At 61.0% G+C, this 27,000-nt stretch carries 24 protein-coding genes and 3 pseudogenes; 15 read left to right on the top strand and 12 right to left on the bottom strand.

Features of this window, described 5'->3' with window-relative positions; translation table 11 throughout:
* Positions 1 to 38 precede the first annotated feature (38 nt).
* Positions 39 to 716 carry an MIP family channel protein gene (locus NKI61_RS04875; protein WP_023681822.1) on the bottom strand — a complete coding sequence of 226 codons (678 nt, stop codon included), beginning with the start codon at positions 714 to 716 and terminating at the stop codon, positions 39 to 41.
* Positions 717 to 1,034: 318 nt separating this feature from the next.
* On the opposite strand from NKI61_RS04875, the gene NKI61_RS04870 reads away from it, so the two are divergent.
* From NKI61_RS04870 to NKI61_RS04840, 7 genes and pseudogenes are all read left to right on the top strand, one after another.
* Positions 1,035 to 2,327, top strand: coding sequence for an RsmB/NOP family class I SAM-dependent RNA methyltransferase (locus NKI61_RS04870; protein WP_352838926.1), 1,293 nt, complete (start codon positions 1,035 to 1,037; stop codon positions 2,325 to 2,327).
* A gap of 59 nt (positions 2,328 to 2,386) precedes the next feature.
* Positions 2,387 to 2,839, top strand: a complete 453-nt coding sequence (locus tag NKI61_RS04865) for a TspO/MBR family protein (protein WP_352515404.1) — start codon at positions 2,387 to 2,389, stop codon at positions 2,837 to 2,839.
* An 84-nt stretch (positions 2,840 to 2,923) separates the two neighbouring features.
* Positions 2,924 to 3,382, top strand: a complete 459-nt coding sequence (locus NKI61_RS04860) for a PaaI family thioesterase (protein ID WP_023701303.1) — start codon at positions 2,924 to 2,926, stop codon at positions 3,380 to 3,382.
* Positions 3,379 to 4,047 (top strand): 5'-methylthioadenosine/S-adenosylhomocysteine nucleosidase, encoded by a 669-nt coding sequence (locus tag NKI61_RS04855; RefSeq protein ID WP_352515403.1) that lies wholly within the window; start codon positions 3,379 to 3,381, stop codon positions 4,045 to 4,047. The genes NKI61_RS04860 and NKI61_RS04855 overlap by 4 nt, the downstream gene beginning before the upstream one ends.
* A 55-nt stretch (positions 4,048 to 4,102) precedes the next feature.
* Entirely contained in the window at positions 4,103 to 5,680 is a 1,578-nt protein-coding gene (gene guaA / locus NKI61_RS04850) for a glutamine-hydrolyzing GMP synthase (protein WP_352515402.1), read from the top strand.
* A 290-nt stretch (positions 5,681 to 5,970) separates the two neighbouring features.
* Positions 5,971 to 6,224, top strand: a pseudogene (locus NKI61_RS04845) (Arm DNA-binding domain-containing protein); the annotation flags it as partial.
* A gap of 196 nt (positions 6,225 to 6,420) precedes the next feature.
* A complete protein-coding gene (locus tag NKI61_RS04840; RefSeq protein ID WP_023738284.1) occupies positions 6,421 to 6,969 on the top strand; it encodes a hypothetical protein in 549 nt (182 codons plus the stop codon).
* A 172-nt stretch (positions 6,970 to 7,141) separates the two neighbouring features.
* Here the strand turns inward: NKI61_RS04840 and NKI61_RS32890 are convergent, their stop codons facing one another.
* Genes NKI61_RS32890 through NKI61_RS04820 form a run of 3 tightly spaced genes read right to left on the bottom strand, consistent with a single transcriptional unit; the run spans position 7,142 to position 9,065 of the window.
* Positions 7,142 to 7,672: an SDR family oxidoreductase gene (locus NKI61_RS32890; protein WP_502899846.1), complete on the bottom strand. Its 531-nt coding sequence runs from the start codon at positions 7,670 to 7,672 to the stop codon at positions 7,142 to 7,144.
* Between the two features lie 50 nt (positions 7,673 to 7,722).
* Positions 7,723 to 8,034 carry a hypothetical protein gene (locus NKI61_RS04825; protein WP_352838925.1) on the bottom strand — a complete coding sequence of 104 codons (312 nt, stop codon included), beginning with the start codon at positions 8,032 to 8,034 and terminating at the stop codon, positions 7,723 to 7,725.
* A gap of 29 nt (positions 8,035 to 8,063) precedes the next feature.
* Positions 8,064 to 9,065 carry a family 1 glycosylhydrolase gene (locus tag NKI61_RS04820; RefSeq protein WP_352838924.1) on the bottom strand — a complete coding sequence of 334 codons (1,002 nt, stop codon included), beginning with the start codon at positions 9,063 to 9,065 and terminating at the stop codon, positions 8,064 to 8,066.
* A 712-nt stretch (positions 9,066 to 9,777) separates the two neighbouring features.
* Here NKI61_RS04820 and NKI61_RS04815 point away from each other — a divergent pair.
* From NKI61_RS04815 to NKI61_RS04785, 7 genes are all read left to right on the top strand, one after another.
* Positions 9,778 to 10,992, top strand: coding sequence for an ROK family transcriptional regulator (locus NKI61_RS04815; RefSeq protein WP_352838923.1), 1,215 nt, complete (start codon positions 9,778 to 9,780; stop codon positions 10,990 to 10,992).
* Positions 10,989 to 12,242 carry a M20 family metallopeptidase gene (locus NKI61_RS04810; RefSeq protein ID WP_352654935.1) on the top strand — a complete coding sequence of 418 codons (1,254 nt, stop codon included), beginning with the start codon at positions 10,989 to 10,991 and terminating at the stop codon, positions 12,240 to 12,242. Before NKI61_RS04815 ends, NKI61_RS04810 begins: the two co-directional genes overlap by 4 nt.
* A gap of 31 nt (positions 12,243 to 12,273) precedes the next feature.
* Positions 12,274 to 13,335, top strand: coding sequence for a substrate-binding domain-containing protein (locus NKI61_RS04805; RefSeq protein ID WP_023667731.1), 1,062 nt, complete (start codon positions 12,274 to 12,276; stop codon positions 13,333 to 13,335).
* Between the two features lie 66 nt (positions 13,336 to 13,401).
* Positions 13,402 to 14,463 (top strand): substrate-binding domain-containing protein, encoded by a 1,062-nt coding sequence (locus NKI61_RS04800; protein ID WP_352838922.1) that lies wholly within the window; start codon positions 13,402 to 13,404, stop codon positions 14,461 to 14,463.
* 35 nt (positions 14,464 to 14,498) lie between these two features.
* Complete coding sequence (locus tag NKI61_RS04795) at positions 14,499 to 15,467, top strand: ABC transporter permease (RefSeq protein ID WP_023686847.1); 969 nt, start codon at positions 14,499 to 14,501, stop codon at positions 15,465 to 15,467.
* A 12-nt stretch (positions 15,468 to 15,479) separates the two neighbouring features.
* A complete protein-coding gene (locus NKI61_RS04790; RefSeq protein WP_352838921.1) occupies positions 15,480 to 16,679 on the top strand; it encodes an alanine racemase in 1,200 nt (399 codons plus the stop codon).
* Positions 16,680 to 16,688: 9 nt separating this feature from the next.
* Positions 16,689 to 17,432: an ATP-binding cassette domain-containing protein gene (locus tag NKI61_RS04785; protein WP_023681808.1), complete on the top strand. Its 744-nt coding sequence runs from the start codon at positions 16,689 to 16,691 to the stop codon at positions 17,430 to 17,432.
* Positions 17,433 to 17,472: 40 nt separating this feature from the next.
* Here the strand turns inward: NKI61_RS04785 and NKI61_RS04780 are convergent.
* Both NKI61_RS04780 and NKI61_RS32885 read right to left on the bottom strand, forming a co-directional pair.
* A pseudogene (locus NKI61_RS04780) lies at positions 17,473 to 17,707 on the bottom strand (MBL fold metallo-hydrolase); the annotation flags it as partial.
* Between the two features lie 369 nt (positions 17,708 to 18,076).
* A pseudogene (locus tag NKI61_RS32885) lies at positions 18,077 to 18,310 on the bottom strand (GMC oxidoreductase); the annotation flags it as partial.
* Positions 18,311 to 18,431: 121 nt separating this feature from the next.
* Here NKI61_RS32885 and NKI61_RS04770 point away from each other — a divergent pair.
* Complete coding sequence (locus tag NKI61_RS04770) at positions 18,432 to 18,965, top strand: ABC transporter permease (RefSeq protein ID WP_502899845.1); 534 nt, start codon at positions 18,432 to 18,434, stop codon at positions 18,963 to 18,965.
* Between the two features lie 204 nt (positions 18,966 to 19,169).
* Here the strand turns inward: NKI61_RS04770 and NKI61_RS04765 are convergent, their stop codons facing one another.
* The 6 genes from NKI61_RS04765 to NKI61_RS04740 all read right to left on the bottom strand — a co-directional run bounded on the left by NKI61_RS04765 (position 19,170) and on the right by NKI61_RS04740 (position 26,072).
* Entirely contained in the window at positions 19,170 to 20,021 is an 852-nt protein-coding gene (locus NKI61_RS04765) for a sugar phosphate isomerase/epimerase family protein (protein WP_023704358.1), read from the bottom strand.
* On the bottom strand, positions 20,018 to 21,043 hold the full coding sequence (locus NKI61_RS04760) for an ABC transporter permease (RefSeq protein WP_352838919.1): 1,026 nt from the start codon (positions 21,041 to 21,043) through the stop codon (positions 20,018 to 20,020). The genes NKI61_RS04765 and NKI61_RS04760 overlap by 4 nt, the downstream gene beginning before the upstream one ends.
* Positions 21,040 to 22,047 carry an ABC transporter permease gene (locus NKI61_RS04755; protein WP_023667741.1) on the bottom strand — a complete coding sequence of 336 codons (1,008 nt, stop codon included), beginning with the start codon at positions 22,045 to 22,047 and terminating at the stop codon, positions 21,040 to 21,042. Before NKI61_RS04755 ends, NKI61_RS04760 begins: the two co-directional genes overlap by 4 nt.
* Complete coding sequence (locus tag NKI61_RS04750; RefSeq protein ID WP_352838918.1) at positions 22,040 to 23,554, bottom strand: sugar ABC transporter ATP-binding protein; 1,515 nt, start codon at positions 23,552 to 23,554, stop codon at positions 22,040 to 22,042. Before NKI61_RS04750 ends, NKI61_RS04755 begins: the two co-directional genes overlap by 8 nt.
* An 80-nt stretch (positions 23,555 to 23,634) precedes the next feature.
* The gene (locus NKI61_RS04745; protein WP_352838917.1) at positions 23,635 to 24,627 is read right to left on the bottom strand and encodes a substrate-binding domain-containing protein; all 993 of its coding nucleotides are present in this window, start codon (positions 24,625 to 24,627) and stop codon (positions 23,635 to 23,637) included.
* 365 nt (positions 24,628 to 24,992) lie between these two features.
* On the bottom strand, positions 24,993 to 26,072 hold the full coding sequence (locus NKI61_RS04740) for a LacI family DNA-binding transcriptional regulator (RefSeq protein WP_023667744.1): 1,080 nt from the start codon (positions 26,070 to 26,072) through the stop codon (positions 24,993 to 24,995).
* Positions 26,073 to 27,000: the final 928 nt, after the last annotated feature.

Here is a 27,000-nt window from a genome sequence, read left to right as displayed (position 1 = left end):
GGCCGAGGCCCGCGCCCTTCGTTTCGCAGGCTTCGAAATCAGTCCTTTTCGAAGATGCGTGCCTTGGCGACGACGCCAGCGATTGCGCCGCCGATCAGCGGCGCAACGATGAACAGCCAGAGCTGGCTGAGGGCTGCGCCGCCGGTAAACAGCGCCGGGCCGATCGAACGCGCCGGATTGAGCGAGGTGCCGGTCACCGGGATCATTGCGAAGTGCAGTCCGGCCAGCGTCAGGCCGATGACCAGGCCGGCGAACGCCGTCGAGTGCTTCTCGGCGGTGACGCCGAGGATGACGGTGACGAAGGTGAAGGTGCCGATCAGCTCCCACAGGAAGGCCGAACTCGTCCCCCATTTCGCCACGTCCCAGCCATTGGCGCCGAAACCGGTGGTGTGCCCGCCGGTCTGGCCGGAGACGATGATCCACAGCGCCAGCGAGGCCAGAATGGCGCCGATGATCTGCGCGATCCAGTAAGGAATGACATCCTTGGCCGGCAGCCGGCCGGCAAGGAAGACGCCGAGCGTGACGGCCGGGTTGAGATGTGCGCCTGAGATGGGACCCACCGCGTAAGCCGCCGCAATCAGGCCGATGCCGAACGCCAGGCCGATGGCTTCCTGGCCCAGCGGCAAGTCGGCGAGAAAGCCACCCGTCGCCACCGACGCCGTGCCGATAAACACCAATAGAAATGTCCCTAGAACTTCCGCAAGATACGTTTTCATTGCCCTCTCCTCGTATCGATCCGTCGGTCCGCTTTTCCGCGCCGCGAATCATGGCGCAAAGAGTATTCCCAACGCAAAAGCTTGGAAAGCTGAGCAATTGCGCCACAGATCGTGCTTACGGCGGCCAGTTACCAACATTAGAGACCTTGCATATATTTGAGATTGTTATCGCCGGCGGGCGGACATTTGCCGGCGGGGAAAATCGTCGGCCGCGAGCGGAAGGCCTCGTCGCCGCGAAATTCAAGCGGGGTTCAATCTCGACGCGAAACGCTCTAAGAGCAGGCCGAAAGATACTGTGCTCGATAGATGGAATGACGAATGCGACTGGGCGGACGGCTGGCGGCAGCCATTGAAGTGCTGGACGACATTGGCCGGCGCCACCGGCCGGTGGCCGATGCGCTGAAAGATTGGGGCCTGTCGCATCGCTTTGCGGGCGGCGGCGACCGCGCGGCGATCGGCAACATCGTCTACGACGCGCTGCGCCACAAACGTTCCGCCGGCTGGCTTTTGGGTGAAGACACGCCCCGCGCCATCGGCTTCGGCGCGCTGCTCATCGAATGGGGCCAGACGCCGCAATCGCTTAACGATGCGCTCCAGGGTGACAAGTTCGCGCCGCCGCTGCTCAGCGCCGCCGAGTTGCAGGCGCTGGCCGAGCGCCGGCCTGAAGACGCGCCGGAGGCGGTGCGGGCGGACATACCCGACTGGTGCGCGCCGCTCTTCGAACGATCCTTTGGCGCAGACTGGGTTGCGGAAGGGGCGGCTTTGGCGACCCGCCCGCCGCTCGACATCAGGGTCAATACGCTGCAGTCCGACCGCGCCAAAGTACTGGCGGAACTCGCCGAAACCGGCGCCAAGGCAGCCGCTATCGCGCCACAAGGCATTCGCATCCCGCCCATCGACGGCGACGGCAGGCACCCGAACGTACAGGCCGAGCCGGCCTTCCAGAAAGGCTGGTTCGAGGTCCAGGACGAAGGCTCGCAGATCGTTGCCGCCCTTGCCGGCGCGCAAGCCGGGATGCAGGTGCTCGATTTCTGCGCCGGCGCCGGCGGCAAGACGCTGGCGTTGTCGGCGGCGATGGCCAACAAAGGCCAAGTATTCGCCCATGATGCCGAAAAAGCGCGGCTGGCGCCGATCTTCGACCGCCTCCGCCGTTCGGAAAACCGCAACGTCCAGGTTGTCACCAAGCCGGCTGAGCTCAGCCCCCTCGCAGGCCACATGGACATCGTGCTGGCCGATGCGCCCTGCACCGGCAGCGGCACCTGGCGGCGCCGTCCAGACGCCAAATGGCGGCTGATGCAAAGACAGCTCGATGCCCGCAAGGGCGAGCAGTCGGCGATCCTCGATGCGGCGAAGGCCTATGTCAAACCGGGCGGCCTGCTGGTCTACATCACCTGTTCGGTGTTCGACGAGGAGAATGGCGAGCAGATCGCCGCCTTTCGCGAGCGCCACAAGGGCTTTGTCCCGGTCAATCATCGCGCGCTCTGGGATATCAGCTTCCCCGGTCACGCAGCGGCCGCCCGGATCGGCAAGACAAGCGACATCTCACTGTCGCCGGCGCTGAGCGGCACCGACGGGTTCTATTTCTGTGCGCTGCGTGGGGCGAACGATTGACAGCTGACATAGCGCCAGTTGCAGATGCGCGGCGTCGGCCGCCAGACGGGGTAGAATTCTTGCAAAGATATGTGTCGCTTCTACTTTTCCTCATTCTGGTGCTCGGCGGAGGCCTGCTGATCGGCTATGCGACGTTGCCGGGTGAATGGTATGCCTCGCTCGCCAAGCCGCCCTTCAACCCGCCCAACTGGGTCTTCGCGCCGGCCTGGACGCTCCTCTATGTGCTGATCGCCGTGGCCGGCTGGCGGACATGGGAGCGGGAACGAGCAGGCGCCGCGATGAAGATCTGGGCCCTCCAGCTTGTTCTGAACTTCGCGTGGTCGCCGACTTTCTTCGGCGCCAAACAGATGGGGCCGGCACTGGTAGTGATCCTGGCTCTTCTCGCCAGCATTGCGCTGTTCATAGCCACGGTGTGGAACCGCGACCGGGTTTCCGGTTGGCTGTTTGCGCCCTATGCCGCGTGGGTAGCCTTCGCCACCTTGCTCAACGCGTCGCTGCTCCTGTTGAACTGAGTGCTTTGCTGCAGTGCAGCAAAAGCATTTGCCTGATCTTGCGGCGTCTGCGATAAACTTTTGCAGATAATCAGGGCGATGGCCATGGCAGCAAAGATCGTACCCGCACCCGACTATGAGGACCGCGTCAGGGCGTCGTTCGCGCGCCAGCAGGCGATGGCGACCATCGGCGCCGAGCTGACGCTTGTGACGCCGGGCATCATCGAGATCGAAATGCCCTATTCCCAGGCACTGACCCAGCAGCACGGTTTCCTGCATGCCGGGGTGATTTCGACGGCGCTGGATTCGGCCTGCGGCTATGCCGCATTTTCGCTGATGCCGGAAAATTCCGGTGTGCTGACCATTGAGTTCAAGGTCAACCTCCTGGCGCCCGGCCGGGGCGAACGCTTCCTGTTCCGCGGCTCGGTGACCAAACCTGGCCGCACCATCATTGTCGCCGATGGCCAAGCGTACGCCTTTGCCGCCGATGGCGAGGCAAAGCTGATCGCGACCATGACCGGCACGATGATGACGGTGGTTGGCCGTGACGGGATAGCGGGATGATGGCCAGCGTTACGCGAATTGGCGGCAAGGACGTTCTTTTCGTCATGGCGGCGCAAGCGGAATACGGTCCGCATCTGCAGAAACTGTTCACGCCGCTGATGACGGGCGTCGGCCCGGTAGAGGCAGGTGTGCGGCTCGGCGCCGAACTGTCATGGCTGAAATCCGAGAAGGCGTTGCCCGATCTCGTCGTCTCGCTCGGCTCCGCCGGCAGCCGCCTGCTTGAACAGACGCAAATCTACCAGGCGGTCTCGGTCAGCTATCGCGACATCGACGCTTCGCCGCTGGGCTTCGAGAAAGGGGTTACGCCGTTTCTCGACCTGCCGGTGACAGTGCCGCTGCCGTTCAGGATACCGGGCATTAAAGAAGCCAGCATGTCGACCGGCGGCGCCGTCATCACCGGTGCCGCCTATGACGCCATCGCCGCCGACATGGTCGACATGGAAACCTTCGCCTGCCTGCGCGCCTGCCAGTTGTTCGATGTCCCGCTTATCGGCCTGCGCGGCATTTCAGACGGTGCAGCCGATCTGCGCCACGTTGGCGACTGGACCGAATATCTGCATGTCATCGACGAGAAGCTGGCGGATGCAGTCGTGCGCCTCGAACAGGCCATCGGCTCCGGCACGCTACACAAGGAGCAGCCTGGGCAAGAGCCGGCAGCGCTCTGAAAGTCGGGCTACGCACCCCATTGCGCCGACTCGTTTCTTTCTCTAAAGGCTCGCCATGACGACAGCCAATCATCCCGATACAGTCCTGGCCGACACCGTTCTCATCATCGATTTCGGCAGCCAGTTTACGCAGCTCATCGCCCGCCGCATCCGCGAGGCCGGCGTGTTTTCCGAGATCGTGCCGTTTCAATCGGCCGAAGCTGCCTTCAAGCGTATCAACCCAAAAGCCGTGATCCTGTCGGGCGGTCCCGCCTCGACATCAGACATCGGCAGCCCGCGCGCGCCGCAGATCGTCTTCGATGCCGGCGTGCCGGTGCTCGGTATCTGCTACGGCCAGATGGCCATGTGCGTGCAGATGGGCGGCGTCGCCGAAAGCTCGAACCATCGCGAATTCGGCCGTGCCTTCGTCGAGATCGAGAAGGACAGCCCGCTGTTCGAGGGCCTGTGGGCGCCAGGCCAGCGTCACCAGGTGTGGATGAGCCATGGCGACCGCGTCATCTCGCTGCCCAAGGGGTTCGAGGTCTTCGGCAAGTCGGAAGGCTCGCCCTTCGCCATTTTCGGCAATGTCACGCGCAAGATGTACGGCATCATGTTCCACCCGGAAGTTGTGCATACGCCGGATGGCGCCAGGCTGCTGAGAAACTTCGTGCACAACATCGCCGGCATCGAAGGCGACTGGACGATGCGCGCCTATCGTGAGCACGCGGTCGAGACAATTCGCAAACAGGTCGGCAAGGGCAAGGTGATCTGCGCGCTGTCGGGCGGCGTGGATTCATCGGTCGCTGCCTTGCTGATCCACGAAGCGGTAGGCGACCAGCTGACCTGCATTCTTGTCGACCATGGCCTTATGCGCAAGGACGAGGCCGCCGGCGTGGTGGCGATGTTCCGCCAGCACTATAATCTGCCGCTGATCCTGGTCGACGCGTCGGAAAAATTCATCTCGGCGCTGGAAGGCGAGTCCGACCCCGAGAAGAAGCGCAAGACCATCGGCCGGCTGTTCATCGAAGTGTTCGAGGAAGAGGCCAAGAAACTCGGCGGCGCCGATTTCCTGGCGCAAGGCACGCTCTATCCCGACGTCATCGAGAGCGTCTCCTTCACCGGCGGCCCGTCGGTGACCATCAAGTCGCACCATAATGTCGGCGGCCTGCCGGCGCGCATGAACATGCAGTTGGTCGAGCCGCTGCGCGAACTGTTCAAGGACGAGGTGAGGGCACTGGGCAAGGAACTCGGCCTGCCCGAAAGTTTTATTGGCCGCCATCCGTTCCCTGGACCAGGCCTTGCCATCCGCTGCCCCGGCGGTATCACCCGCGAAAAGCTCGAAATCCTGCGCGAGGCCGACGCCATCTATCTCGACGAGATCCGCAAGGCCGGCCTCTACGACGCCATCTGGCAGGCTTTCGCCGTGCTGCTTCCGGTGCAGACCGTCGGTGTGATGGGCGACGGCCGCACCTACGAATTCGTCTGCGCGCTGCGCGCCGTGACGTCCGTCGACGGCATGACCGCCGACTTCTACCACTACGACATGGCTTTCCTCGGCGCGGCGGCCACCCGCATCATCAACGAAGTCCGCGGCATCAACCGCGTCGTCTACGACGTGACGTCGAAGCCGCCAGGCACCATCGAGTGGGAATGATTCAGACCTACCCAAAGCCGCCGGAAACACGCCATTGTACGCCACAACCATTTGATAACACGTGTAAATCCATTCGGAGACAATTAGCGACAATCGGTGCGGAGATTGGATTTGACGGACCGGCGGACGGACCTTCCGCAAATTGCTAGCTCAGATTTTTCGAAGTACCGTCAGATCCAATGAGGCTCTGACGGTGTTTTTTGATGCCTTAAGGCACTGAAGATAAAACGAATGTTCTGCCGAAGAGCCTCGAAATTGTACTGACGGTACTTTTCAGGAGGTAGCGGGGAATGCTGACGGACGTCGCCCTTAAAGCGCTGAACCAAAAGTGAAAATCTACAAGATTGCGGACCGCGACGGCATGTATGTTCGCGTCATGCCTAGTAGCGCGATCTCCTTTCGGCTGGATTACAGGCTCAACGGACGCCGCGAGACGGTCTGTCTTGGCAGGTATGGACGGGACGGAATCTCACTTGCCCTTGCCCGAGAGAAGTGTCTCGACGCGAAGCGCGCTATTGGCGAGGGACGGTCGCCGGCGATACAAGCGCCGAGTTGTGACACCGATCACCGGCCGACTTCAGCGCCGAATGGCTACCAAACCAAAGCGATGTCCGGGCCGTCAAGGCCTCTTCTATCTCGGCCAAGCCGGCCCGGAGCCCGCATTCAGTCACATCCCTTGAACCTGGGTGCAGAGCTGCTGCATCGAAGCCATTTGAGCAGCCAAGTTCGCGCCCGAACCCGTGCTGGTGCTGGCGGTCGTATCGCCAGCTGTATTCGAGGATCCCGACGTGCCGGTGGTTGTACCCGAACCAGTGCTGTTGCTGGCCGTGGTGTTACTGCCGGTCGAACCAGAGCTGCCTGAAGTGCCGGTGGCTGTGCCAGAGCCGGTGCCGACACTCGCCGTTGTATCACTGCCGGTCGAAGCCGAGCTACCTGACGTGCCGGTCATTGTGCCAGAGCCAGTGCCGTTACTGGCCGTCATTCTCGAGCAGTCGGAGCGAACCTGTGCCTGCTGTTCAGAGCTCAGGGACGACCAGTTCTTGCGGATCTCATCCTGCGACAGAAGTCTTCCCGAATTGGCGTCGCTGAAGAATGAGCCCGAGAGCTTGCTGTCCCAGCCGCTCGGGATACCGCTTTGGCCTGAGCCGGACGTAGAACTCATACCCGACCCGGCCGATGAGCCGGACGTTCCGTTCGTGCCGCTGGATGTTCCCGACGACTGCGCCAAGGCCGCGGTGGCGAGACAGAGAGAGATCGCTGTAGCTGTCAAAATCTTACGTTTCATGTGAGTCTCCTTTGGGGTTCGACGCCGTTGCGGCGTCGAACCCTAATCTCGAGGAAAGGCACTTGTTCCTGTATAGAGTGGAATTCGATGTCATGATCCTTGTGCACCAGCCTTGGTCTCGAATGCGATGCCGGAGCGCTTCAACGACGACTGACGCCTCAGGCGAGAGCTGTCCGCTACTGGGTGTTAGAGGCGATATGCGGAACGCTTCCCGAATAGTTGGGTGCCACCATCGGGTAATTGCGAGGCAGGTTCCATTTGGTTCGGTAATCGTCCGGATTCATGCCCAGTCGGCCAAGGTGCGAACTGCGTCGGGTCTCGGTTAGAGACAGGAGGGTGGCCTTTGCCGCGGCGTATAGCTCGACATGCGGAGCTCGTCTCGACCGCGCACACTCAATATATTTTACGATGACGCCGCCAGATGTCATATGAGCGAATGCCTTTCCGGCGAAATAAATTGCTCCCAGCAGGTCGACGCTCAGCACCTTCAGCCAGCCCGCTCTAGTGAATGCCTCAATGGGTTTAAAGATTATCAGGCCGGCGCGTTGTTGACGATTATTACCAACCTGCCGAACGCGTGAGCGCAAGTCGACAGCACCGTGATAGCGGCCTCCCCCGGCGCGCCCCTTGTCGAACCGATGCGCGCCTTCTCGACCTTGCCTCCACCCACGTCGGCTCACCCGTGCACCTTCGGTGCCCAACCGCATGGCGATGGCCAGTCCAATGCCGCTTGCAGCACCGTTGCAATGCAGTCTTGTTATCCAGGCGCATCGGGTTCGACCTCTTTCTGGGGAGCAGCAAGTGGTTCAGTCCAGCCTTCAGCGACCCGATCCACGCTCAGCAGGCTGCGCGCATAATCCTGTTGCGCGCGAACAATGGCATCATCCTGTTGTGAGGGGAGAAAGACCGGCAAAGCGAGGCAGACACTTTGTGTGGCCAGCAGCTTGTTCCAGTTCGCGATCAGCGCCTTGAAAGCGCGCCCCACCGCCCTCGGATTTCGGTCGAGGTCATAGAGGCCGAGCGGATTGATCCGTCCGTTGTTCTCCCGAAGCGCACTGTCCCAGTCCACCTGATCCGTCAGCGAGTACCAGGTGAAGCCTACGATGGGCCATCGTTGCGGATCCGCAGCACGTTGGCCCACTCTTTCCACAGCCAATAGACGGCTTCGTCTCCATTGGGGCCTTCGCTGATGTTGGTCTCCGTATGCATTACGGGAAGCCGGTAGCGGTTGAAGTACTGCCGCGTGATCTCGTCATAGCCAAACACCTCGCCGGACCCGGACGTCGTTCCGTCTGCCCAAACCCGATGTTCGTTGGTCTGGTAATAGTCGGTGCCCATCACGCAATGCCTGCGCAGATGGCTCTCCAGGAAGAAACTGTATTCTTCGGCCGTCATCCCGTTTTCGAGAAGATAGCGATAGGTGTGCGCGTCGACGTCATGACCGTAGTTGAGGTCAAGCGACAGGAAACGCTCGCTGTTGAACCGTTCCGCTCTGCCGACCGCCTCGGGAGAATCGGCGTGGAAGTATTCCGAGGATTCGCTCTGTATGAAGATGGCGTCCGGCCGCACCTCGAGGATCGCCCGCATGGCAAGCACGTTCGCCTTCACGATGTGCTTGAGGGCGGTGACGAAAGCAGTGTCGCTGCTCAGTTGTTCGTTCCACCATCCCCAGCGAGCCGAAAAGGTGGCGCAGATGAACATCTCATTTATTGGAGTGAAGAGCTGGATCCACGGATAGCGCATCGCGAAATCCCTGGCGTAGTGCTCGAATAGTGTCGGAAAGTCCGGGTTCTGGAAGTTGCCAACCCAGTCCGGCACGCCAAAATGGCAAAGGTCGACGATCGGAAGAATGTCTTTCGCCTTCAGGTCGGCGAAGGTCTCATCGGCGAATGCCCAATCATAACGTCCATCACCCAGCCACGTTTTGTGGATGGGAGGTCCGTAGCGGAGGAAATGCACCCCGAGATCCTGGACCAGTTCGAAGTCGGTGCGCCATCGTTCGTAGAAGCGGCATTTTTCCATTTCGTCGACGCGCTCCCGGCCTTGTCGAATGGTGGGGGTGCTGTTCTCGATGCCGGTGGCAAACATGAACGTGAACATTGATGGTCCTTAGCCAAGGCGGAAATGCCCGCGCTTGGTCAAACGTTCAGTGCTCGACGCAGTTCCTGCAAGACTGCTTGTCAAGTTCGGTGGCGCCTGGCAACCACGTGCCTGAAATTGGCGGAATTCTATCCCACGGTTCAAGCGAGCAGCTTGCGCCGAATATGATCGGACTATGCTGGACGGAGAGGTCGGCTTCGGGCCAGCCCAGTTGGCGTCAAACGGGTCTTTGCGAGTTAAGGCGGTATGGTAGTTATCCACGTTTGCAAACTGCAAACGGACGTTCCGCGGCCGGCCCCATTTGAGCCATTCACTGGGAGGCAGACCCGCGGTACATCACCGATATTCTCGAAGCCAATAGTTAGTCTCGTTCATCGTCCTTTGGTTCGACAGACCCATACGAGAGATACGAGAGATATGGACCGGCGAACCATCCGCTGTATTGATCTCCTGTAGAAAACAGTGACCCTCAGAGACTAGCATGACCGTTATTTGTCAATGCGTTACGAAGCTGTTCGCCCAATTGATTCAAGAAGCTGATCCAGCCACTCGCTGATCGCATTTTATCTTCTGCCGAACGGCAGCAACGCGCCTGAATCCTGCCTCCAGATCAATGTTCGCGTACGCAAAAACGGCCGCTCGCGAACATACATTGACAGGTCCAGTTCCGAATAATAAGTTCGGTCATAGAACGAATTAACCGGGGTTCAATGTGACTGACCTGCCGCGCATATCCCGTCAGTTCTCACAGCGCTCCGTGATGGAAGCGATCGTCCAGGGCGGGCCGATCTCCCGCGCCTCGATCGCCAAGCTGACGGGCCTGTCGAAGCAGACCATCTCCGAAATCATGCGCGGGCTCGAGCAGGAGGGCTGGGTCCAGGAAACCGGCCGCACCAGCGGCCATGTCGGGCGCACCGCCGTCACCTACGAACTGGTCCACGACGCAGCCTATATCATCGCCGTCGACCTTGGCGGCACCAAGGTGCGGGTCGCGCTGACCGACCTTGCCTGCCAGATCTTTGCCGAAGCCGCCACACCGACCGATCGGCGCGGCGGCCAGTTCGTCGTCGATCAGATAGCAGCGCTGGCCTTCGATGCCGCCGCCAGACAGCGCATCGTGCGCAAGAAGATACGCCTAGCCGTCATCGGCGCGCCTGGCGCTCCTGACCCGGCCACCGGCCGCATTCTAATGGCGCCGAACATCGCCGGCTTTGACACGATGAACGTGCTGGATGCCTTTGAAGAAGCGCTTGGCGTCGCGGTGATGATCGAGAACGACGTCAATCTCGCGGTGCTTGGCGAGAACTGGCTCGGCCAAGGCCAGGGCATCGACAATCTCGCCTACATCGCGCTCGGCACCGGCATCGGCAGCGGGCTGATGCTGGGCGGCCATCTGGTGCGGGGTGCTGGGCACGCCGCCGGCGAGATCGGTTTCATGCCGATTGGGGCCGATCCCTTCGCCGAGGAATCACTGCGCACCGGCGCATTCGAACGCGCGGTGGCCACCCACGCCATGACCGATCGCTACCACGCCCTCACCGGCAGGCAGGTCTCGGTGCCGGAAATATTCGAGAATGCCGCGCTTGGCGACAAGGACGCGCTCACCGTGCTCGACGAAACTGCCCGCCATCTGGCGCAAGGCGTTGCGGCAATCGCGGCGATCGCCAATCCAGAAAAGTTTATCCTCGGCGGCTCGATTGGGTTGCGGCCCGAAATCCTGTCCAGGGTGCAGGCGCTTCTGCCGCTATGCTTCCCCTATCCGGTCAGGGTCGAGGCGAGCGAACTCGGCGCACGCGCAGCCCTCATCGGCGCGGCGGCAATCGGCCTTGGCCAATTGCACAACACGCTGTTCGGCGTCGACGCGCCTGATGGCCGGATTTCGCTGCCGCCTGCCCAGGCCGCCGCGCTGAAGGAAGCCGCGATATGACTCGCAATATTACCGCCCGCCTGCAGGCAGCGCTCGACCGTGACGACGCACTAACGCTGTTTCGCGGCGCCATCGGCCGAGAGAGCATCACCGGCAACGAAGCCAACTTCGTCGACTTCCTCGAAGCCAGGATGCGCGACCTTGACCTCAGCGGCCTGACCAGGACGGAATTCCTTCCTGGGCGGCCCAACATCTGGGGCGAGCGCAAGGGGGCCGACCAGGGAAAGCGCCTGCTGTTCATCGGCCATACCGACACGGTCCATGTCGACGGCTGGCGCGAGCATTGGGCAGGCACCGAGCGTGAGGATCCGTTCGCCGCCCCGATCATTGATGGTGCTGTCTGGGGCCGCGGCTCAGGCGACCTCAAGGCCGGCATCACTGCTTCGCTTGCTGCACTCGCGCTGCTCGAAAAGGCCGGCATTCGCCTCAAGGGGGACGTCGCCTTCGCTTTCGTCGGCGACGAGGAGAGCGGCCAGCCCGGCACCGGCATTTCCGCCGGGATCAAGCACTTCGTCGGACGCATCGAGGCCGGCGAGATCACAGCACCCGATTTCACCGTCTATGTCGAGCCGACCCGCCTGGCCGTCTATGCGGCGCAGATCGGCTTCTTCATCACCGATATCTCGATTACCGGCAAATCCGCCTATTTCGGTGTGCCAGAACTCGGCAAGGATGCGCTCCGTGCAAGCCATGCCGCGATGACGGCGCTTTGGAAGCATTCGGATGAGGTCGCCGCGCGCGCCGAGCACAAACTGGTCGGGCGCGGCTTCCTGCTTATCACTGGGCTTGCCGGCGGCGGCTACATTGCCGTTCCCGAGCGCTGCACGCTCTCGCTGATCCGCAAGCTGTTGCCTGGCGAGGACCTCGACACCGCCGCCGCCGAGATCGAGGCTGCCGTGCGCGGCGCGATCGCCGATCCGGATATTTCGGTAGAGTTCGCCTACCCCGCCGGCCGCGACCACAGGCTGGGCGGCACCGCTGCCGAGATCGGCGAAACGCGGGCGGAAGTCGCCATGCTGTCCGACGCGATGGCTGGCGCAATGAGCGGACGCGGCGTCATCGAGGGCGCACCGTTCTGGTCGGAGTCCCCCTTCATCATCAATCAGCTCGGTATTCCTGCCGTCTATTGCGCGCCCGGCGACATCAGGAATTGCCACACATTCGAGGAGCACGTGGATGTCGAGGAATATTTCGCCGGCATAGTCGGCTTCGCCGCCTTCATGGCCCGCTACTGCGGCGTGGCCGACTGAACCACCAACGAAGCAAAATGGGAGAACTGACATGCCGATGAAGACACTGATCGCCGCCGCCTTTGCCGGCGGATTGATGCTTGCCGCCAACCCAGCTTTCGCACAGACGGTCGGCCCGCAGGGCGAGAGCGCCACGCCGAGCGCCGACGTGATCCTAAGCGATGCCGACATCGCCGCGCTCAAGGACAAGGGCTACAAGGCTGCCTTGCTCTGGCACACCTCGTCCGATTTCACCAATGCGGTAACCGCCGGCGCCACCGACGAATTCGCCCGCGCCGGCATCACCATTGCGGTCAAAACGGATGCCCAGTTCGACTCCGCCCGCCAGCGCAGCGACATCGAGACGGCGTTGGCCGCCAAGCCCAACGTCATCTTGGCGCTGCCGCTCGACCCGGTCACCTCGGCAGAAGCCTTCCGCCAGGCGGTCAAGGACGGCACCAAGTTGGTGTTCCTGTCCAACTTGCCCAAGGGCTACAAGCAGGGCACCGATTACGCTTCGATCGTGACTGACGATCTATTCCAGATGGGCAAGCAGGCTGCGGACGCGATGGCCAAGGCGATCGGCGGCAAGGGCAAGGTCGGCTACATTTTCCACGACGCTGCCTACTACGTCACCAACCAGCGCGACCAAGCCTTCAAGACCACCATCGAGAAGGTGTATCCCGACATCAAGATCGTCGCCGAACAGGGCATATCCGACCCGGCCCGCGCCGAGGAACTGGCCAACGCGATGCTTTTGCAGCATCCCGATCTCGACGGCATCTACGTGACCTGGGCCGAGCCGGCCGACGGCGTGCTGTCGGCGCTACGCGGCGCCGGCAACGCCAGGACCAAGATCGTCACGCTCGACCTCGCCGAGCCGGTCGCGCTCGACATGGTCAAGGGCGGCAATGTCGCAGCCCTCGTCGCCGACAAGGCCTATGAACTCGGCCGCGCCATGGCTGCTTCCGGCATGAAGTCGCTGCTTGGTCAGCCGACACCGGCCTTCGTCGTCGCCCCGGCTCTGACCGTCACCAAGGAGAATGTCGCGCAGGGCTGGAAGGACTCGCTCAACCGCGACGCGCCGCAGCCGGTGCTCGACGCGGCCAAGTAGGCTCTCGCTCCGGCGCGGCACGCCGCACCGGAGCTTTTCTCGACACAACAAAAAGGGAACCGGGACATGCGCAAAGGATCTGTAATCATAACGACAGTGGCGAGCCTGCTAGCCATGCACGCCTTCGCCGCCGAAGGCGTCACCACAGGACCGAATGGTGAAAAGCCGGTGCCGGCGAGCAGTCTTACGCTGACGCCCGCCGAAGAGCAGCAGATCAAGGACGGCAAGTTCACCGCCGCCCTCGTCTGGCACGAGATGAGCGAATACACCAACGCCGTCAACGCCGGCGCCCATGACGAATTCAAGCGCCTCGGCATCGAGGTGGTGGCGCAGACCGATGCCGGTTTCGACGCCGCGCGACAGAAGGCCGATATCGAGACGGTGATGGCCAAAAAGCCGTCGATCATCCTGTCGCTTCCCGTCGATCCGGCGACCGCAGCTTCGGTCTACGATCCGGCACGCCAGGCCGGCGTCAAGCTCGGCTTCGTCGACAATTCCCCGGCCGGCTACAAGCAGGGCAGGGACTATGTCACCATCGTCTCCGACGATCTCTTCCAGATGGGCAACAAGGCCGGCATCGCCATGGCCGAGGCGCTCGGCAAGAAAGGCAAGGTCGGCTACATCTTCCACGATGCCGACTTCTACGTCACCAACCAGCGCGACCAGGCCTTCAAGAAGACCATCGAGCAGGACTATCCCGATATGAAGATCGAGGCCGAGGCCGGCATGGCCGACCCGGCGCGCAGCGAAGACATCGCCCAGGCGATGATCACCCAGCATCCGGACCTGGACGGCATCTATGTCACCTGGGCCGAACCGGCGCTAAGCGTGCTTTCGGCCTTGCGCGGTGCCGGCAACACGCACACCAAGATTGTCACGCTCGACCTCAACGAGCCTGCCGCGCTCGACATGGTCAAGGGCGGCAACATCGCGGCCCTCGTGGCCGACGAGGCCTACAGCATTGGCGTGACGCTGGCGCGCGCCTCGGCAGGTTCGCTGGTCGGCAAGAAGGCCGAACCATTCTATGCCGTAGATTCCATCGCCGTCACCAAGGACACGGTGAAGGACGGTTGGAGGAAGTCCCTCAACAGGGACGTACCGGCGGCTATCGCGGACGCGGTGAAATAGGCTCGAGGCGAAGCGCTCACCACCGGAGGAATAAAATGTCCAGTGCCAACACCAGCGCCGGTAGCAGCTTCGCCAGCCGCTTCAATCTGCAGCAATATGTCGTCTACCTCGGTTTCCTGGCGATCTTCCTGTTCTTCGCCATTGTGCTGAGGGACAGCGGCTTCCTCACCGTGCGGAACTTATCGAACATCGTGTTGCAGACGACGCCGGTGACGATCATGGCCATCGGCCTGGTCTTCGTCATGTCGGCCGGCGAAATAGATTTGTCGATCGGCTCGATCGTGGCGGTGGCGGCCCTTGCAGCCGCCGTCACCATCAACGCGTACGGCATGCCGGCAGGGATAGTCGCCGGCCTCGGCGCCGGCCTGCTGATCGGCGTCATCAACGGCGTGCTGGTGGCGTATGTCAGGCTGCCCTCCTTCCTGGTGACGCTGGCGACGCTCGGCCTGTTCGCCGGCGTTTCGCGTTCCATGACAGACCTTCGCTCGATCTCGGTGACCAACGAAGCGTTCACCGGCTTCTTCGGTTCCGGCTCGCTGCTCGGTGTCCCCTCACTCGTCTGGTGGTCGGTGATTGCCGTGGCCATCGGCCACCTGGTGTTCCGCGAGACCCGTTTCGGCGCGCATGTGCTGGCGACCGGCGACAATGCCCGCGCCGCAAGCGTATCGGGCATCAGCGTGCCCAGGATCAGGCTCGCCGTGCTGACCATCAGCGGCGGGCTCGCCGGTCTTGCCGGCTTGCTCTATGCCGGTCGCCTGCAGGCGGCGAAATATACTCTCGGCGAAACCGACTTGATGACGGTCATCGCCGCCGTCATCGTCGGCGGCACGCTGCTCAATGGCGGCAAGGGCTCCGTGGTCGGCGCGCTGGTCGGCTCGTTGATGATGGGCATGCTCAACAACGGCCTGATCCTGATGGGCCTGTCGGTCTCCGACCAGATGATCGTGCGTGGCCTCATCATCCTGACCGCAGTCGCCGTGTCGCTGCGCGAAAAGAACCGCTGAAGGAAGCCATCCATGTTTCTCGACATTTTGCGCCGCCGCAACCCCGCCTTCATCGAATCAGCTATCCGGTTGCACCAGCAAGGTAAGCTGCCGGCCAATGCTTATGTGCTCGATCTCGACACGGTTGAGGCCAATGCGCGGGTTCTCAAGAGCGAAGCCAACCGCAACGGCCTGAAGATCTTCGCCATGACCAAGCAGGTCGGCCGCTCCTCGTCGTTCTGCCGGGCTGTGATGCGCGGCGGCATTGACCGCGCGGTCGCCGTCGACATGGCTTGCGCCCGCGCCACCCACAAGGCAGGCATGAAGCTTGGCCATCTCGGCCATCTCCAGCAGGTCGCAAAATTCGAAGCGCCGGCTGCGGCGAAAACCTTCAAGCCGGACTACTGGACCGTGTTCAACGATACCAAGGCTGGGGAAGCGGCGGCAGGCGCCAAGGCGGCCGGCTATGTGCAGGATTTGCTGGCCCGCATCGCCGCCGAAGGCGATATCTTCTATCGCGGTCATGAAGGCGGTTTCGATGCCGCCGACACCGTCGATGTCGCCCACCGGCTGGATGCCGTCGAAGGCGGGCGTTTCGCCGGCATCACCACTTTCCCTGCTCTGCTGTTCGACCATGCTTCGCGGAAAGTGCTGCCGACCCCCAATCTGGCGACGCTCGCGAAAGCTGCGGAAGCGCTGGCTAAGGCAGGCCGCAAGGACATTGAGATCAACGCGCCGGGCACCACCTCCAGCGTCATGCTGGCGGCACTCGCTGAGGCCGGCGCGACGCAGTGCGAGCCCGGCAATGGACTGCATGGCACCACCGCGCTGCATGTCATGGAAGATTTGCCGGAGCTGCCGGCGGTGCTCTATCTCACTGAGGTCTCGCATCTCTCCGGCGGCAAGGCCTATTGCCTTGGCGGCGGCTTCTACATCGATCCGATCTTCCCCGACTACGACGTCAAGGCGATCGTCTCGGCTGAACCGACGACGGCAGGCTCGGCACTGCGCAGCGTCGAGGTGCCGCCGCCCTCGGCGATCGACTATTACGCCATGATCGATGCCGCCGGCGCGAACGCGCCGAAGCCTGGCGACAGCGCCGTATTCGGCTTCCGTGGCCAGGCCTTCGTCACCCGCGCCCATATTGTCGGCGTGTCGGGCATTTCGACGGGCAATCCGAAAGTGGAAACCATCGAGAACGGCTTCGGTGAACCCTATGCCTGGCCAGTCTAGGAGAAACACATGACGGTGAGCGCGCCCATCCTTCAGCTGCACGACATTCGCAAGAATTTCGGCGGCATCACCGCGATCGAGAGTTTTTCGCTCGAGGTTTTCCCGGGCGAGATCGTTGCACTCGTCGGTGACAACGGCGCCGGAAAGTCGACGCTGGTCAAGATCGTCTCGGGCGTCCACCCGCCCTCGTCCGGCACCATCGTCATCGAAGGAAAACCGGTGACGATGTCGAATGCCACCATGGGGCGCGCGCACGGCATCGAGGTCGTCTACCAGGACCTGGCGCTGGCCGACCAGCAGACGGTTTACATGAACATGTTCCTCGGCCGCGAGCCGCTGAACCGCCTCGGTCTGCTCGACCGCCGCCGCATGATCGACGAGACCGAGAAACTGGTGAAGGAACTGGACGTGCGCATCCCCTCCGCCCACGCCACTATTCGTGATCTCTCCGGCGGCCAGCGCCAGGGCGTTGCGATCGCGCGCGCCACGCATTGGGCAAGCAAGCTGATCCTGCTGGATGAACCGACGGCGGCGCTGGGCGTTGCCGAAACCGCCCGGGTGGAGTCTATCGTCCAGTCTCTGAAGCAGCGCAATGTCGGCATCCTGATCATCAGCCACAGCCTCGACCAGGTCTTCAAGCTCTCCGACCGGATCTGTGTTCTCAGGCGTGGCAAGCAGATTGGAATTCGCGAGACCGCGAAGACCGATAAGAACGAGATCATTGCCATGATCACCGGCCTGCAGCAGCAATAGCAGGAACCTCTCTGAGAGCCCCCGCCCGAGATCCGGATGTGTCGGCGATCACGCGATCGATCAGCTTGTGCCGCCTGGTGATCGCCATCGGCCCGTCCTGGTCGTAGCTGCCTTGCCACTCCGGATGCGGCGCCAGCAGCGCTGGCACATACATCGTGTCGGCCGAATCATGCGCTGTTCCTTGCCGGAGTTTGCGAGGTAGACCGAGTGGCCGGGCGTGTGGCCGGCGCAGCGATGATCTGGAAGCCGGGCGCGACTTCGGCGCCGTCATGGATGCTGCTGGAGCTGCTGCGTCTGGTGAAGTTGCCCGCATCGCCTGAATTTCTCAGGCGTATCCGCACCAGCTTTCTGGCGGCCAACAGCAGCGCGTTGGCATCGCTGTCCCAGTCTCGATTTGATAGGACTTATGCAATGTATGGCGGCGCCGACATCACCGTGCCGCCCGGCGGCGTCAAGCTGTCCGGCTTCGGTCGCGACAAGTCGCTGCATGCGCTGGACAGATACACCGTCTCAAAACAGCCTGGATTTCTCTGGGCCGACCGTTTCTCGCTAAGCGCTGCCGAGGATGAATCGGCGCAGCGGTCGGCGATCATGATCACCGGCGCGTTGGTGTTGCCGCTGATGAGACGCGGCATGATCGAGGCGTCGCAGATGCGTAGGCGCGGCACGCCGCGCACGCGCAATTGCGGGTCGACCACCGCCTGGTCATCGCTACCCATCCGGCAGGTGCCGCAGGGGTGATAGACCGTCTTGGCATGTTCGAGGATGTGGTCTGTTATGGATTGATCGGAAAGGTCGGCGGCCCCGCCCGGCGACAGCTCCTCGGCGATCACCGCCTGCAGGGCCGGCTGACGCAGGATGGTGCGGGCGATCTTCATGCCGGCGAGCAGCAGGGCAACACGCAAGATGCGACGGCAGGCTTTCCCTACGAAACCCGCTTCGAGGATCTGGAATATCTCACCACCGGTCGCACCGATCTGGTTTCGGTTCTTACCAACAATGCCTACCTCCATTCCCATTCCTCATTCTTTTGTCTTCCTGCTTGTCCTGGCGGCGGTGATGTTGGTCGTTCTGCACCGTACCGCCTTCGGACGATACCTCTACGCCGTCGGCAAAAATGAAGAGGCCGCGCGGTTTTCGGGAATCCGCACCGGCCGGGTTATCATCTGCGCCTATGTGATCTGCGCCGGGCTGACGGCGCTGTCATCCATCTTTCTCGCAATGTACACACGCTCGATCCTGCCAAGCTCGCATGGCAATTTCTACGAGCTCTACGCGATCGCCGCCGCCGTCCTTGGAGGGTTCTCGTTGCGGGGCGGGGAAGGCTCAATCATTGGTGTGGTGCTTGGAACGATCTTGCTGCAGGTGCTTCATAACCTTGTCAATCTTCTAGGCATTCCCTCCTCACTCAACTTTGCCGTGAGTGGATCGGTGATCCTGATCGGGGTACTGGCCGACCAGGAATACACAGAGTTTCGAAAGCGCCGCGAATTGATGCGGGGCCGGCTCGCAACCGCCGAAGGTAGGCTGTGATGCCCGAGCCGGTGAAATAGATTGTTCACGGCAGTTGCGATCGCCGACCGGTTGGCTGCTTGCGCCCGGGGGGCAGCCGAAGGCCGGGATCTAAAACGCCGCAATATTGCCTCTCGAGCGGCTCCTGCTTCGAAGGCAGTCGCCGCAATGTCGATGCAGTCGGCTCATGATGTGCCGAGTTTCGATCTCGCATGGCGATGTAACTTATGCGATCAGTCCGTACTGCCGTGCCTTGTTGCGCAAGAACGGCAGACCGTTGCCCATTACAACCGCTTCACTCTCGGCCACCGGACGCCACACGCTGAGGCCAAACGCCAGACGCGGATCCATGTTGATGAAGCTCTCCATCGCGAGCCCGCCCTTGAAGCCGATCGCGGCCAGCGTTGCGAACGTCTCATCCCAATTGCAATTGCCCTCGCCTGGGGTGCCGCGATCAGACTCGGAGAGGTGGATATATTTGAGGTAATCGCGGGCGACGATAATACCGTTGCCCATACCTTTCTCCTCTATGTTCATGTGATAGGTATCAAGGTGCACGAACATATTGTCGGCGCCGACTCTCTCGATTAGTGCCACCGCCTGAGCCGCGGTGTTGATGATGTGGTTCTCGTAGCGGTTCACGGCTTCAACACCGAGTTCGATGCCGCGAGACTTGGCTTGCGCGGCGGCGGACGTCATCACTTTCGCAATGTTATCAAGTTCGTCCTGCGTAGGTGGCACGCCAGTACGCTCGCCGATGCCGCCATAGATTACGCCGCATAGCGCCTGGGCTCCGATGTCGGCCGTCTTGTCGATAGCCACCTTGAGAAAGTCAATCGCCTCCTGTGGGTGGCGCGATGCCCACGCATATTCGGGCAACCCTAGCGAGCACACCGCCTGCATGCCATTTGCCGCCAGCAGCTTGCGGGTGTGATCGGCATCGCAAGAAAATGGATCGGCCAGCGAAATTTCAATGAAATCGAGATCGTATTTTTTCACCGCCGCTACAGTGTGCTCGGCGCCCTCTACGGACCAACCACTCGTCCACATGCTCGTATGAACGCCAAAACCCTTCATCGTGTTATCCTCATGAAATTGAGCTGCCCGGCAGCCCACCGCAAGATCATGACGCCGATCAGCATGATGCCCCAAATGGCTGTGGCCAGGTGCTGGCTGGCGCCCAAGAGATTCAGTCCCGAAGAAAGCAACTGCAAAACGATGAGGGCTAGGAAGACCGAAACGACCTTGCCGAAGCCGCCAAACGGATTCACCCCGCCCAGGAAGCAGGCAAGCACCGTAATCAGCACATAGGACTCGCCATGGCCGACACGGACGGAATTGAATCGTGCCATCATGATAATGCCGGCCAACGCACACATGGCGCCAGACAGCGCGTAGATCAGAATGATCACGCGTCGCGTCGAGATGCCGGAATAGCGCGTCGCCTCGATGTTGGAGCCGACCATATAGTTTGAAAAGCCAAGCCTGGTTCGGGTCATCAAGACATGCCAGACGATGACTGCGCCGAGCAGTATCAGCAGCGGGACAGGAATGCCGACGATGCTGCCGTGGCCCAGGGGCTGGATGAATTCGGGAAAGCCCGAAATATCGGCGCCGCGGGTCAGAAACTCGCCAAGGCCGCGCAGGAAAATCATCACCGAGAGCGAAACGAGGATGGGGTGCGCGCCGGTATAGGCTATCACCGGGCCCATGACCAAGCCGCTTGCCGTGCCAACGCCGACCGCAAGTACGGAACCGAGTAGAAAGGCATAGATGCTTGCGTCCGGTCCTCCGTTGACCTGAAGAACCCAGGCGAGCGTGAGGCCACAGAGATTGGCCGTGAACGTCACGGCGAGATTGATGCCGCCCGAGATGATCGGCATCAACATCGCGAGCGTAAGCAGTCCAAGTTCAGGCAACTGGAAGGCCACCGATTCAAAGGTAGCTTTGGACAGGAATCGCGGCGAGAGAGATCCGAAGAATGCAATCACCAAAATCAATGCCAGCAAAAGTCCGATATTCTCGGCGCCCAACGTGCCGGCAAGACGGCGCAAGAATCCGTGCCGTAGCGCTCCAGTTTCGAGCACGCGCTGCGTCATGTACCCATCCTCTGCCGCAAGCCCGCGAGGATATGCCCGAGCGGCGCGTTGGACAGCGTGATGGCAATCAAGATGATCGCCCCGACGATCATCTTGAAAGCATAGGGAGAGATGCCGAGGAGGTTCAGCCCGTTTTGCGTCACCGACACAAGAAACACGCCAAGGATGCAACCGAGCACGGTGCCGCGCCCGCCACCCAGCCTGGCACCGCCAAGGACAACAGCTGCCAGCACGTCCAGCTCGCGCCCCACCAATGCGTTGGGCACGACTTCCTGGGAATAGTGCACCTGCACAAGTCCCGCGATCCCGGCCATCAAACCAAGCCAGCCGAAGGCAATGAAGTGCATCGCCGCGATGTTGATACCGAGGCGACGGGCGCCCTCCGGGTTATCGCCAAAAGCGTATAGCTGCCGTCCCGTGGTGGTATACCGGATAAGCCCCCAGGTGGCGGCGACGCAGACCGCCATGATCGCAACCGGCAGTGTTAGCTCGGCCCAATTGCCATTCGCCTGTTGGAACTCGAAAAGCACAGTGCGATGCGTCCACCATGCAGGCAGATTGTAGATCGATACACCGTGCGTGAAGAACATCAGCAGGCCGAAAAAAATATTGAAGGTGGCGATGGTGACAACGATTGAAATGATCTGGAAATAGTAGATGAGGCCGGCGTTCACCGCACCCAGGGCGATCCCGACAATTGCCGCCAAGGTGAGGCCGATGAACCAATCACCACCTCCCATTTGGGCTAGAGCCAGCGCCACGACGTATTGAACCACTGACGCGGCCACAGCGAAGGAGATGTCGATGCCCCCAGCGATCAACACCACCAGCAGCCCAACCGCGAAGATCAGATTTGTCGAGCTTGTGTTGAGCAGATTGAAGAGATTGGCAATGGTGAAGAATTTGTCGCTCGCAACGGAGAGACCTGCGCTCATGATGAGAAGAACCACAACGAGCCATGTCTCGGTGGGATGAGCCCGGAAGAGCTTGCCGCGGTTACGCATAGACGGCAGCTTCCAGGTCGCCGAGCGGGATGGCGTGCGGATCGTATTCGGCGACTATCTTGCCCGCAGCCATATGAAGGATACGATCGGCGTTGAAATAGACCTCCGGCACTTCATCGGATATCAGCAGAATCGCCAGGCCTTCGGCAGCGAGCTTGGCGACAATCTCGAAGATGCCGGCCCGCGCGCCAACGTCCACCCCCACGGTTGGCGAATCAAGAATGATCAGTTTCAGGCCGACCGCCAGCCATTTGGCGATGGCCACCCTTTGCTGGTTGCCGCCCGAGAGCGTGGAAATCGCATCGGTCTGCCGCCCGACTTTTATCGCCAATTCCTCGATCCAATGATTGACGAGCGCGTCCTTCTTCTCCGAGGAGATCAGCCCTCGATCAAGGATCTTGTCGAGCACCGGGATAACGGCGTTGTCGGCGATGGACTGAGCTTGTATGAGACCAAGGGACAAGCGGTCTTCGGAGAGATATCCAATACCCGCGCGGATTGCGTCGCGGTTGGAGTTCAGATGAAGAACCGTCCCGTTGAGTGCGATGCTGCCGCGGTCTGGGCGCAGCATGCCGAAAATAGAAAGCGCGAGTTCTGTGCGACCGGCGCCGAGTAGCCCGGTCAGGCCAAGCGTTTCACCGCGCCGTATTGTCAGCGAAACGTCGTCATAGTCGCCTGCGCGGGTCAATCGGTCGATCTTCAACACGACGGGTGATCCACTAAGGTTTCTCGTGCTCACGGTTTGGTCGAAAGTCTTGCCGGTCATTAGTTCGGTGAGGCGTGATTGGGTCATTCCGGCGGTCGGGAACACCCCAAGGACCTTACCGTCGCGCAGAACGGTGACGCGACTTGAGATCTCCAGAACTTCTGCAAGGCGATGGCTGACGAAGACGATGGCCATGCCTTCATTCGAGAGTGTTCGAACGATCGCGAGCAACCGGTCTGTTTCCGATTGAGTAAGCGACGATGTGGGCTCGTCCATGAAAATAACCTTCGCATCGCCGGCGAGCGCCCGGGCGATGGCGACGATCTGACGTTGGGCGATTGCAAAGCTACGCAGAGGCGCGTCGACATCGAGGTCGGCGCCAAGCCGCGCCAACAGCCCTCGCGCCACCTCGCGAATGCGCGAATGATCGACGAGCCGAGGCATGTTGCCGAGGACAGTTCTGATCCCGATATTTTCCGCGACTGTCATTTCAGGAAACAGTGCGAGGTCCTGCCAGATGACTTCCACCCCGGCGCTGCGCGCCGCAGCCGGCGACATGATGTCGACAGACTTTCCGGCGATCGACATGTTTGCGCCGGCTAGCGGCTGACAAACGCCGGTGATTACCTTGATCAGGGTGCTCTTGCCGCTGCCGTTCTCACCGGCGATGCATTGCACTTCACCCGGGAGAACCTCGAAGGCGACATCCTGGAGGGCTCTAACGCCACCAAATGTGACGCTTATGTTGCTAAACGACAGAACCGATGGGAGGTCCTGCGTCGTAGACGCGACGAGGTTCACGGCGGGCCCTTCTGAAATGACAAGGATGGGGCGTGCCGGGATTGATCTGCCACCCCGGCACGCCAGCCATGGTCCGCCATCTAAAGCCCTAGGGCTGCAAGACCATCGACCGTTTCGACCGTGATAGGCTGCACAGCGTCCACGATGATGGTGCCGGTTTTGAAGTCAGGGTGAACGACACCCAGACCTTCGATCGTCATGCCGTCGGTGATTTCACCGCCGCCCGCCAGAAAATCAGCCATCGTTACGAATACTTTGCCCGCTTCCAGAGGATTCCACATGTAGCCGCCGTCAATAATGCCGGACTTGAGCATTGCGCTGCCTTGGCTAGGCGAGAATGAACCGACAAGAACCACCTTGTCACCAAGCTTCTGCTCCTCGATCGCGCGTCCGGCGCCGATCGGTCCCTGACTGCCGAACGTCAGGAAGCCGCCGAGGTCAGGATTGGCGGCAAGCACATCCAGAGCCGTCTTTCGGCTGTCATCGGCGCTCTCGGCGACGCCATATCTGTCGCCAACCATCTGCATGTCGGGAAAGTTCTTCTTCAGGTAGGCGATTGCAGCATCGGCCCAGGCATTGTGTGCGGGCACGGTAAGAGAACCCACGTACACGACGTACTTGCCTTTGCCGCCCATTTTCTCGGCAAATAGTTTGGCATGGGCCTCACCGAAACCAACGGCCGAGACCATTTCGAAGTCCCAATCAGCGTTCACCTGGTCCGGCGATTCATGGGTTATGACCTTGATGCCCGTGTCGCGCGCCTTTTTTAGAACCGGCTCGAGAACGTTTGCATCATTCGGCACGACGCCAATTACGCTGACGCCCTGAGCTATCAGGTCTTCGATCGCGCGGACCTGAAGTGCCGGGTCGGCGCTGGTCGGCCCGACCATGAAGCCGTCGTCGCCAAGCTCTTTCGACTTTTCCTTTATTCCCGTTTCCATGGCATTGAACCAGGGAATGCCGCCGATCTTCACGACGACTCCAACCTTGACGTCCTTCGCCAGCGCAGCATCCATTGCGGCGATCGAAAGGGCCGCGCCGAACGCTGCCGCGAGTATAGTTTTTGCTAACATTTAATTCCTCCCTGATTGACGAGTTTTTGGGTTGCCTATTGCCCATGTCGGCTTTGTTTGGCCCGCCCCTTTGTGCCCGACTGCATTGACGCACTCGGCGCCGCATTCCTCCCAGAACGCGCCATAAAAGACTTTGAATGCCGGCCGGTCAAGGCGCTAAATAGATTTAGCAAGGCGGGTCACGCAACCAGCGTCTAAAAACATTTCTCGATCGATGTAAACGATCCGCCCGTTCGCACTCAGGCTGCACCCGTAGAAAGGACATGCGATCCCCCGCGAGCCTTGGGTGGAGGCGGTGCTACCCAGATCCGAGGTGCTGATGAACGGAGTTGAACTTCTGCAACCTGTCTCGTGACAAAGAATTGCTAGTGGTCGATGCTCGATTTGGATGCCGAATCCCAATCTTCTTGGGCGCCGTCATGCTCTCCGGTTCGCCCAAAGCTGGTCGGTACGGTCACCAGCGGAAAGTGGTCTATCGAATAATTCTCGAGAAGCGAAAATCCTTCAGCAATCATCACCTCGACATTCTGTCGGACCATGGTCACATCGAAGGGCAAATGCGCCGCGAATGGATCCCAGTCGAAGCTTCCGACAACAACCCGTCCAAGCTCACTTGAGGCTAGTGTCGAAGTGAACCGCAATGTTCCTTCAAGAGCGGTCACGCCGTTGACGAACATACCTGAGGGCAGATGCCCAAGCTGAGCGTATCGTGCAGCGAGAGACCGAGCAGCGTTGGTCGGTGCGTATCCGCAGCAGTCAATCGTGCCCGGGCCCGTAACAATCCCATGCGCTGCCAGCGCATCGTGAAAACCCAGCAAACGGCTACGTGTTGCGTCATCATCGCTGACCCCGCCAAAGAAGAAGAGATCTTCGGTGGAGCCCCCTCGTTCTTTCAATTTCTGAACAATGATCTCTGTGAGCGCCTTGGCGCCCCCGTAGTTGTCAGAAACAACTGAGGGAGCCCGGCGGCCTGGCAGATCGATGTTGATGCACCGGACGCCCGCTGCCCGGCACAGATCATTCAGCGGATCGGGGTCACGAACGCCCGCAAGGAAGAGAAATTCCACCTGCTGGGCCAGCAGGGTTTCCGTCACACTCAACTCGTTATCAGGATTGCGATGGGTGCTGACGACGATCGGGCACAAGCGGTGGACGCGGGATTCCGCTTCAAAGGCTTCGGCCAATCCGGCGAAGAAGCGATTGCGGTAATGTGGCAAGATCATTCCAGCGAGCCCGGATCGGGAAAGCCGCAATCCTCGTGCCTTGAGGTTGACAGCATAGCCAAGCCGCTCAGCCCAATCGAGGATGGTCGCTGCGGTTTCCGCCTTGATCCGGTGCTGTTGCCACGAGCCATTGAGGACGAGACTAACCGCTGTCGGGGACAACTTTGCCGCCACCGCGATGTCATAAATCGTTGACTTGCGTCGGACAGACTTTCTCGCCATTCGTGACGCTCCTACTAGCAGATGCAGTAGACGCTAGTGCGGGGTCAACGCAACATCTCTAAATTGCGTCAAACGGTTTGGAGGAGCGACCCCACGGAAGGACGCGGCCTCTCGTGCCTCCGGTCCGGTCTCCCTGATTGTCTCGATCGTTGCAATGACAGCGCCAGGGAAATCGGCAGATTTGGGATTTTCCCTGAAGCTTCGTTCAGCGTCACTGGAGACACCAACCCCAGTGTTTCGGCTTTGGTCTCCCCGATGATCAATCACCTTGCAAAGGTCGACGAGAAGTTTCGATCAGTTTGGAGCCCACCGTTGGCGATGGTCGGGCGCACGCGTCACGATCGAGTCCTCCGTTTCAATAGCGGGAAGATGAAAGCTTTGGGTTTCTGAGTCTCTATCTGGCCCCAAAAGGGTGCTGCCGGATGCGCCTTCGTCTCCGGGCGTTGTTTGCGTACTTGGCCGAGGTGCCCTTGCTTGGCAAGTTCCTTCCGCGACAAGGGTCTGCTCGACAGCATTTTCGTCGCTATTGCCAATGCGGAGCCCCGGAGGATCAAAACCGGTTAGCAGCATGATGCCGACGGTTCAGAGCAAGCGACTCAGATTCCCGATTTGCTCAGAGTCTCCCAGCCTGTGGCTCTCCGTGCAGCGGGCCTTGAGCGTCTGGCTCGACCTTTTTGAAAGCTCGCCTCCAATCGCTGGACGAGTTTGGCGGCAAGGCTAGTCGTCTCCACCGGTGTTATGATCGATGCCAGGGAGGCCGCCTGGACCATGGCGTGAACTCATTGCCGTATGCTGGCAGTGCAAGGCAATGAACTGACTGCACAAGATGTAAGTGCATTCGTGGATCAAATTTCCAGATAGCCAAACAGCGCGCGTATCTCGATTAGGTGGCAAGGAGTTGCGAAAGCTATGTTCGCAGTTTGAGAAT

Source organism: Mesorhizobium sp. M0514, assembly GCF_040321145.1.
In the GTDB taxonomy this organism is placed as follows: Bacteria; Pseudomonadota; Alphaproteobacteria; order Rhizobiales; family Rhizobiaceae; genus Mesorhizobium.
Note: the sequence above shows the minus strand (reverse complement) of the source record. Positions and strands in the feature narration are given on the sequence as shown.